Here is an 8271-nt window from a genome sequence, read left to right as displayed (position 1 = left end):
GTCAACCACATTGCCCTTGTTGATGAAGGCCTTGAAATCGGCAAGGAAACTGGAGCGACGCGGGGCCATCAGCCGAACATCCGGAGGACTCGCGACAACCTACCGGTCGGATGAACGGACAACCCTCACGGCAGCATCGGTGGCAATGGCGTGTCAGCGATGGCGCCAAGATCAGTGGAACCCTTCCAACAATCCATCCGCCAGGCTCACCGGTATCCCCTTCAGGCTCGCCTTCACCCATGCCCGAGGCTCCGGTCCAGTCCGCCCGCATCCGGCACGCCCCCTGGTGGACCCGGGCCTTCCATGGCTTCAACCTGCTGGTGCTGGTGGTGATGGCGGCCAGCGGCCTGCAGATCTACAACGCCAATCCCGTGTTCGGCGGCCGCGAAGGCGCCACCATTCCGGATCTGTTGACGCTGGGGGGCTGGCTGGCGGGGGGGCGCGACTGGCACTTCGGGTTCATGGGGCTCTACGCCCTCAACCTCGGCGTCTGGATCGCCCTGCTGCTGGTCCAGCGGCGGCGGCGGCTGGCCCAGGCCGGTGATCTGAGCACCCTCAAGGGCAGCGGCAACGCTGGCAAGCGCCAGCTGGCCAGCCACCGGCTGGTGTACAGCCTGATGCTGATCCTGCTGGGCTTCAGCCTGATCACCGGCCTGGCGATGTACAAGCCGGCCCAGTTCTGGTGGCTTTCGGGCCTGTTTTCCTTCGGGGAGTCCTTCGGTGTCACCGCCTGGCAGACCCTGCGGGTCTGCCATTTCGCCACGATCCCTGCCATCGCTCTGTTGCTGATCGCCCACGTGCTGTTGTCGTGGCGGATCGGCGGGATGCGGCTGCTGCGCTCGATGCTCGCTTGAGTGCAGGCCCGTCTGAATCTCCATGCCCGCCTGAGCCCTGCCATGCCCAGCACACCCGTTCTCAGCCGCCGCCAGCTCCTGGGCCTGGGCATCTCCGGTGGCTCCTCGCTGCTGCTGGGCGGTTGTGCGCTCAATGACCTCAGTTCCTCGGTGGGCGACGCCACCCAACCCCTGAACGAACGTCTCGAAGCCCTGCTGCAGGGTCGGGGGCCGGTGCCGCTGTTCCGGCCCGATCAGGTGGATCCGGCTGCCCTGCTGATCAACAGCTTCAATGGCGTGCCCAGGCTTGATCCCAACAGCTACCGCCTGCGGGTCGATGGCCTGGTGAGCCGTCCCCAGAGCCTGGGTCTGGCGGCTCTGGCGGCCCTGCCCCAACACACGTTGGTCATGCGCCACGTCTGCGTGGAGGGCTGGTCGGCGATCGTGGCCTGGTCGGGCGTGCGCCTGGCCGATGTGCTCAGCCTGGCGGGGATCTCGCCCCTGGGGGGCTACGTGGAGATCAGCTCGGCCGATCAGTATTTCTCCAGCTGGGACCGGGCCTCGGCCCTCCACCCCCAGACCCTGCTGGCCACGGGCATGAACGGCGCGCCCCTGCCGGCGGCGAACGGGGCCCCGGTGCGGATCGCCACCCCGATCAAACTGGGCTACAAGCTCAGCAAGTGGGTCACGGGCCTGCGGGTGGCCTCCAGCCTGGGCGAGCGCCGCGGCACCTGGGAAGACCAGGGCTACGAGTGGTTTGCGGGGCTCTGAGGTCCGCCGCCTGATCAGTGCGTGGCGGAGGGGTTGTCCATGTCCCCAGAATGCTGCGTTCCCGGGCTCGTGCCATGGATGCCTCCGGCCTGCTCGAGCAGATCCTTCCCGCCCTGCGCTCCCCCGCCGGCGCCGTGGCCTTCGTGCCGCTGTATGCCCTCTGGGTCACGCTGCTGCTGCCCGGCGTGTGGGCCTCGATGCTGGCTGGCGCCCTCTACGGCACCTGGTGGGGCAGCGTGGTGGTGTTCGTGGGCGCCAGCCTCGGGGCGGTGGCCGCCTTCCTGCTGGGCCGCCACTGGCTGCGCGACTGGGCCCGCCGGCGGCTGGCGAGGGTGCCGAAGCTGCAGGCGATCGAGGTGGCCGTGAGCCGCGAGGGGCTGCGCCTGGTGCTGCTCACCCGCCTGTCGCCGGCATTTCCCTTCAGCCTGCTGAACCTGGCCTACGGGCTCAGCGAGGTGAGCCTGCGCGACTACTGCATCGGCCTGATCGGCATCCTCCCTGGCACCGTGCTCTTCTGTGCCCTCGGTGCCCTGGCCGGCGACGTGGCCCGCTTCGGGGACGTGCTGCACGGCCAGGCCGATGCCGGCACCTGGGCCCTGCGGATTCTGGGGGTCATCGCCACGGTGGGCTCGGTGTGGGTGGTGGGCAGGGCGGCCCGGCGGGCGCTGGAGCAGCAGGAATCCAGCTGAAGCGCCTCGCGTCAGGATCCCTGCCCGGGTTCAGGGCCCGGTCTGCACGTCCGGATCGGGCAGGGGCCAGTCGCGGATCGCTGCGATCAGCACGAACCAGGCCAGCCGCAGCCTGGCCGGCAAGCCGGGGCGCGAGGCGAGCTCCAGGTAGCTGGCCCGGCCGCACTCGGTCTTGATCCAGCGGAAGACGGCCGGAGGGACAGGCGGGGGCGCAGAGGAGGCAGGAGGTCTGGGCATCGGACAAAGAGACGGTCAAATCAGAAGCGGCAAGGGCCGCATGCGCCAGGTTGGCCTAAGAGTTCGCTGAAAAGCCATGTCCTGTCTCCGACATGGGTCAACCGCTCAGTCGTGATCAGAGCTCAACAGGAGCTCAGCAACTCTCTGTCCTCCCTCCTGGATTCTGCGGGTGGGCCCACCGGCACGCCTCTGGCCCTGGAATCGCTCTGATCCAGCTCAGCACAGGGCTCAGTGCATCAAGGAACACAAGCCGACATGTCAGCAAACACCTTTGCCAGAATAATTTCAGGCTCTTAAACAGTTGTTAGTGATCACAAGGCGGGGCCTCTGAGAGCTTCAAGAGCCTAGGATTTCATCCATGGTCGCTTCATCAAACGGCTTCTTCGGTCTGAATCAAGCGCTGCATGGTGGACGTGGACGCCGGAGGTTATTCTCCTTCGATCAATTTGAGGACAAGCTTTCCAGGTTTGCTCGCAGGTTCCGTTTCAATGCGGACCCTGCCGATCCCTTACTCGGCAGTCTCGATCTTTCGCCAGACGGCACCACTGGCGAACAGCTCCAGACCGAGATCTCTGCCTATGTGCGACTCGGCAAGAAGCTTTTTCTGCTCTCCTCGGGGGGAGGTCAAACGCTTCAGATCACCGATGCAACTGATCCGGCCTCGCCGCAACTGGTGGAGCGCCGGAGCCACGGCGGTGCCTACAACAGCACCTCGGTGGCGGCCTACGGAAACCTGGTGGCTGTGGCCCTCACGCCGGCGGACTACGACGACATCCCATCCAAGGGCCTGGTGCGCTTTTTCCGGATGGGGAGGAACGGCCGGCTCACCCAGTTGCGAGATGTGGAAGTCGGCTATCTGCCTGACGGCATCGCCTTCAGCAAGGATGGACGCCAACTGGTAATCGCCAATGAGGCCCAGCCCAGCGGTGACTACGGCATCGATCCTGCGGGCTCGATTGGCATTATCGACATCAAGGGCTCCAGACTCAACCCTCGCTTCAACTATACGGATCTCAGCTTTGACGGCCTGGATCTACCCACTGGCCTGCGCATCTCCGGTCCCAACGGCACCACCGCATCCCAGGACATCGAGCCAGAGTACATCAGCATTCTCGGTGACAAGGCCTACGTCACCCTTCAGGAAAACAACGGCGTGGCCGTAGTTGATCTGAGGACCCGCCGCATCGTGGCGATTCACGAACTGGGCTCAGTCGACTACAGCCAGTTGGCTGTGGATCTCTCCGACAGAGATGGCAGCAACGGTGGCGAGGACTTTCTGCCCCAACTGGGACAGGATTTTGTCGGCTTACGCATGCCCGATGGTATCAGCGCCTTCCAAGTGGAAGGCCGGACCTACTACATCACCGCCAATGAAGGGGATGCCCGGGAATACGGAGACTATGAAGATATAGCCCGCAATCCCGCTGCCGCCAATGGCCGACTGGACACCATCTTGGCCTCTGATGGCACGCCCACCAACGTCTCCCTTGGTAGTCGCTCGGTGAGCATCTTTGATGCCCAGACCGGCGAGCTTGTCTGGGACAGCGGGAACAGCCTTCAGACAATCGCCTTCGCAGCGGGCACGTATGACGACGGCCGCAGTGATGCCAAGGGTGTGGAGCCTGAGACGGTGACGACCATCCAGGAAGACGGCCGCACTTACGCCATCGTGGGGATGGAGCGTGGCCTCAAGACCACTCTGGCCATCTTCGACATCAGCGAGCCGACGAATGGCCAGTACGTCAGCCACAGGGTGATTGAGGGCAGTCTCTCCCCCGAGGGCCTGCTGGTGATTCCCGCCAAGGACAGCCCCACCCGCCGCAGCCAGTTGGTGATCTCCAATGAGGTCAGCAACACCCTGGACATCCTCGACCTGGGTGCTCTGATCAACACCCCTGGCCCCGGCAGTGCGGGCGTCTTCGAGAAGACGATGCTCAAGGATGTGGCCGGAGGGCCCGAGCTGCAGATCAGCAGTCTGATCACCAATGGTGAGTTCACCAACGGCCTGGAGCCCGGCGCCAGCGTCTACACACCCACCGGCATCTTCGATGGCCTTGGTGCCTACAACAACGGAGATGGCACCTACACCGTGCTGGCCAACAGCGAGCTCAACAACGGCACCGGCACCCCCTATGTAGTGGGCGGTGTGGCCCTCAACGGCGCCCGCATCCACAAGCTGATCGTTGACAAGGACGTCGATGATGACGCCAGCAACGGCTACCAGTCGGCAGTGATCGCTGGAGGGATCGCTTACACAACCATCGTGGATGCCAACGGCAATCTGGTCACCGATGCCGCCCAGCTGAACGGAAGTTTCAATCGCTTCTGTTCTGGCAGTTTCGAGATAGCCGACCGTTTCGGGGCCGGCCATGGCTTTGTGGATTCCATCTACCTCACCGGTGAGGAGACGGATGAGGGTCTCTTCTATGCCCTCGACACCGCCACCGAAACCCTCTACGCCCTGCCGGGGCTGGGCCGCGGTGGCTGGGAAACCGCCGTGCAGGTGGACACGGGCAGCGCGAACACCGTGGCTGTGATCCTGATGGATGACAACACCTCCCCCCTCTATCTGTGGGTGGGCAGCAAGTCGGTGGATCCGGCGGCCTCTTTCCTGGAACGCAACGGCCTGGCGGCGAGCCAGGGCAATGTCTACACCTGGGTTCCGACGGGTGGCAGCATTGGCACGGATGCTGGCCTGGTCGAGCAGGACTACACGGATGATGATGTCGACAATCCGGTGGCTGTACCCGATTCCGCTGACCTCAATGACCTGGCCCTGGGCACCGCCGCCGCCGGCAGCTGGGAGCTGGTGGGCGACGGCTCCACAGTGGCCAGCTGGGATGAGGCCACCCTGCGAGCCAACGCCAACGCCCTCGGGGCGCTCCAGCTCAGCCGCCTGGAGGACGCCAGCATCAATCCCACCAATGGCCAGCAGGTGGTGTTCGCCACCACCGGCAATTCGGCCTTTGCTGGGGCCGACAGCTTCGGCAACCTGATCACCCTGGATCTCAGCGGTGCTTTCAATCCTGATGGAGAGATTGTTGCGGGAAACAACAGCACCAATCTGACCGTAATTTATGACGGCGATCGGGAAATTTCTGATTGGGAGACTACCAACGGGAGTGCGATCGATACGCCCGAAGAACAGGCCGCCTTCGGTGCCACGATCATCCGCAGCCCCGACAACCTCACCTGGTCGGCTGATGGGTCAATCTATGTGCAGGAAGATCGCTCGGTGCCTGCGCCTTACTTCGCCCAGGAAGAGGCCTCGATCTGGAAGGTGAGCCCCACCGAGACAGATTCCATCACGGGCCAGGCCTCCACTGAACGCTGGGCCCAGATCGATCGGACCGCAGTCCCTACCGACTACGGCCAGACCGACCCCAGCGCTACCGATCCGGGCAACTGGGAATCCTCCGGGATTCTTGATGTCTCCACCCTCTACAACCAGCTCCCCGGCACCAGTTTCCTGGCCGACGTACAGGCCCACAGCCTGCGCGACGGCAACATCGGCGAGAACGGCAACCTTGTGCAGGGTGGCCAGCTCAACCTGATCCAGGACACCGGCGTGCTCTGAGCCTTCGGGTGACCCGCCGATGATGTTGAGGGCCCCCAGCTGGGCCCTTTTTCATGCTTCGGCCAGCAGGGCCAGCAGAGCCGCTTCATCCAGCACCGCCACTCCGAGGCTTTCCGCTTTGGCCAGCTTGCTGCCGGCCTCCTCGCCGGCCACCACGTAGCTAGTCTTCTTGCTTACCGAGCCGGTGACCTTGCCGCCGGCGGCCTCGATCCGCTCCTGGGCCTGGCGGCGGCTGAGGCTGGGCAGGGTGCCGGTGAGCACGAAGGTGGAGCCAGCCAGGGGCGCCGCCAGGGCCGCGGCCCCCTCGCTGGGACCGGCCATGGCCTGCTGCTCGGCCGCACTGAAGGCCAGGGAGAAGCCGAGCTGCTCCAGCTCCGCCAGCAGGGCCTGGTTGGCCGGGGTGCCGAACCACTGCTGCAGGCTCTGGGCGATCTCCCCGCCGATGCCGAACACGGCGATGATCCGCTCCGGGCTGTCGGCGGCGGCGGCGGCCAGATCGGCGGCGCTGGGGAAGGCGCGGGCCAGGGCCTTGGCATTCACCTCCCCCACGTGATGGATGCCGAGCCCGTAGAGCTGCCGCGGCCAGGGCTGGGTTCTGGAGGCCGCCAGGGCCGCCACCAGATTGGCGGCACTCTTCTCGCCCATCCGCTCCAGGCTGGCCAGCAGGGCCGCATCGAGCCGGTAGAGATCGGCGATCGAGGCCACCAGGCCCCGATCCACCAGCTGCTCGATCAGCTTGCCGCCGAGGCCGTCCACATCCAGGGCCCCCTTGCTGACCCAGTGGCGCAGGGCGCCCCGCAGGATCGCCGGGCAGCTGCTGTTGACGCAGCGGGTGGCCGCCTCGCCCTCCTCCCGCACCAGCTCCGAGCCACATTCCGGGCAGGTCTGGGGCAAGGCCAGCCGCGGAGCCGCCGCAGGCCGCAGCTCCGGCAGCACCCGCACCACCTCCGGAATGATCTCGCCGGCCTTGCGCACCACGATCGTGTCGCCGGCATGGAGATCCAGCTCCGCCAGGCGGTCGGCGTTGTGAAGGGTGGCGCGGCTCACCGTGGTGCCGGCCAGGGGGACCGGCTCGAACTCGGCCACGGGCGTCACCACGCCGGTGCGGCCCACCTGGCAGGCCAGCCGCAGCAGCTTGCTGGGGGCCTCCTCGGCGGCGTACTTGAGCGCGATCGCCCAGCGGGGGGCCTTCTGGGTGAAGCCGGCATCGGCCTGCAGGCGCAGATCGTTGAGCTTCACCACCACGCCGTCGGTGGCATAAGGCAGCTGCCGCCGCCCCTCCTCCCACTGGGCGAAGAAGGCCTCCACCGCCGCCAGATCGTTCAGAAGCGAGGCATTGGGATTCACCCGGAACCCGGCCCTCTGCAGCCACTGCAGCGCCTGCCACTGACCGGTGGGGCGCTGGGGATCAGCGGCGGCGGGCTGCCAGTCGTCCGGCAGATGCAGGGTGTAAGCGAAGAAATCGAGCCGGCGGGCGGCCACCACCCGCGGATCCAGCTGGCGCAGGGTGCCGGCGCAGGCGTTGCGGGGATTGGCGAACAGGGCCTCGCCCCGGGCCTGCCGCTCGGCATTGATCGCGGCAAAGGTCGCGTCGGGGATCAGGGCCTCGCCGCGCACCTCCACCCACTCCGGCGGGCGCTCGAGCTGGAGCCGCAGCGGCACGCTCTGGATCGTGCGCACGTTGGCGGTGATCTCCTCGCCCCGCTCGCCGTCGCCGCGGGTGGCGGCCCGCACCAGCAGGCCGTGCTCGTAGCTGAGGGCGAGGGCGTTGCCGTCGATCTTGAGCTCGCCCACCATCGCCAGGGCCGGCAGGGGAGCGCCGGGCTGGGGCTGGCGATCCAGCACCTTGAGCAGCCGTCCGTACCAGGCCTCCAGCTCCTCGAGGGAGAAGGCGTTATCGAGGCTGAGCAGGCCGATGCGGTGGGCCACACTCACGAACCCCTCGGCCGGGGCCCCACCGACGCGCTGGGTCGGGCTGTCCGGCGTGATCAGCTCAGGATGGGTCCCCTCGAGATCGAGCAGCTCCCGATAGAGGCGGTCGTAGACCGGATCCTCCATCACGGGGGCGTCGAGCACGTAATAGGCATGGGCGGCGCGGCTGAGCAGCCTCCGCAGCTCCTCGGCCCGCTGCCGCGCGGCCCCCGGGGCTGGGCCGCCACCGCCG

At 66.5% G+C, this 8271-nt stretch carries 6 protein-coding genes; 4 read left to right on the top strand and 2 right to left on the bottom strand.

Going from position 1 to position 8271, the window contains the following annotated elements:
* The first annotated feature begins 239 nt into the window (after positions 1-239).
* The 3 genes from VB716_RS04415 (at position 240) to VB716_RS04405 (ending at position 2293) form a co-directional block, all read left to right on the top strand.
* Positions 240-854 (top strand): cytochrome b/b6 domain-containing protein, encoded by a 615-nt coding sequence (locus VB716_RS04415; protein ID WP_322758029.1) that lies wholly within the window; start codon positions 240-242, stop codon positions 852-854.
* 42 nt (positions 855-896) lie between these two features.
* A complete protein-coding gene (locus VB716_RS04410; protein WP_197158140.1) occupies positions 897-1604 on the top strand; it encodes a molybdopterin-dependent oxidoreductase in 708 nt (235 codons plus the stop codon).
* Between the two features lie 74 nt (positions 1605-1678).
* A complete protein-coding gene (locus VB716_RS04405) occupies positions 1679-2293 on the top strand; it encodes a TVP38/TMEM64 family protein (RefSeq protein WP_323269831.1) in 615 nt (204 codons plus the stop codon).
* A 30-nt stretch (positions 2294-2323) separates the two neighbouring features.
* Here VB716_RS04405 and VB716_RS04400 read toward each other — a convergent pair whose 3' ends face one another.
* Positions 2324-2530 (bottom strand): hypothetical protein, encoded by a 207-nt coding sequence (locus VB716_RS04400; protein WP_322758028.1) that lies wholly within the window; start codon positions 2528-2530, stop codon positions 2324-2326.
* Between the two features lie 358 nt (positions 2531-2888).
* Between VB716_RS04400 and VB716_RS04395 the strand changes: the two genes are divergently transcribed.
* The gene (locus VB716_RS04395) at positions 2889-6107 is read left to right on the top strand and encodes a choice-of-anchor I family protein (RefSeq protein ID WP_323269830.1); all 3219 of its coding nucleotides are present in this window, start codon (positions 2889-2891) and stop codon (positions 6105-6107) included.
* Positions 6108-6158: 51 nt separating this feature from the next.
* Here VB716_RS04395 and ligA read toward each other — a convergent pair whose 3' ends face one another.
* Positions 6159-8222: an NAD-dependent DNA ligase LigA gene (gene ligA, locus VB716_RS04390; protein ID WP_323269833.1), complete on the bottom strand. Its 2064-nt coding sequence runs from the start codon at positions 8220-8222 to the stop codon at positions 6159-6161.
* Positions 8223-8271 lie beyond the last annotated feature (49 nt).

Source organism: Synechococcus sp. CCY9201 (assembly GCF_034931105.1).
Classification (GTDB): domain Bacteria; phylum Cyanobacteriota; class Cyanobacteriia; order PCC-6307; family Cyanobiaceae; genus CBW1002.
This window is presented reverse-complemented; position numbering and strand designations above follow the sequence as displayed.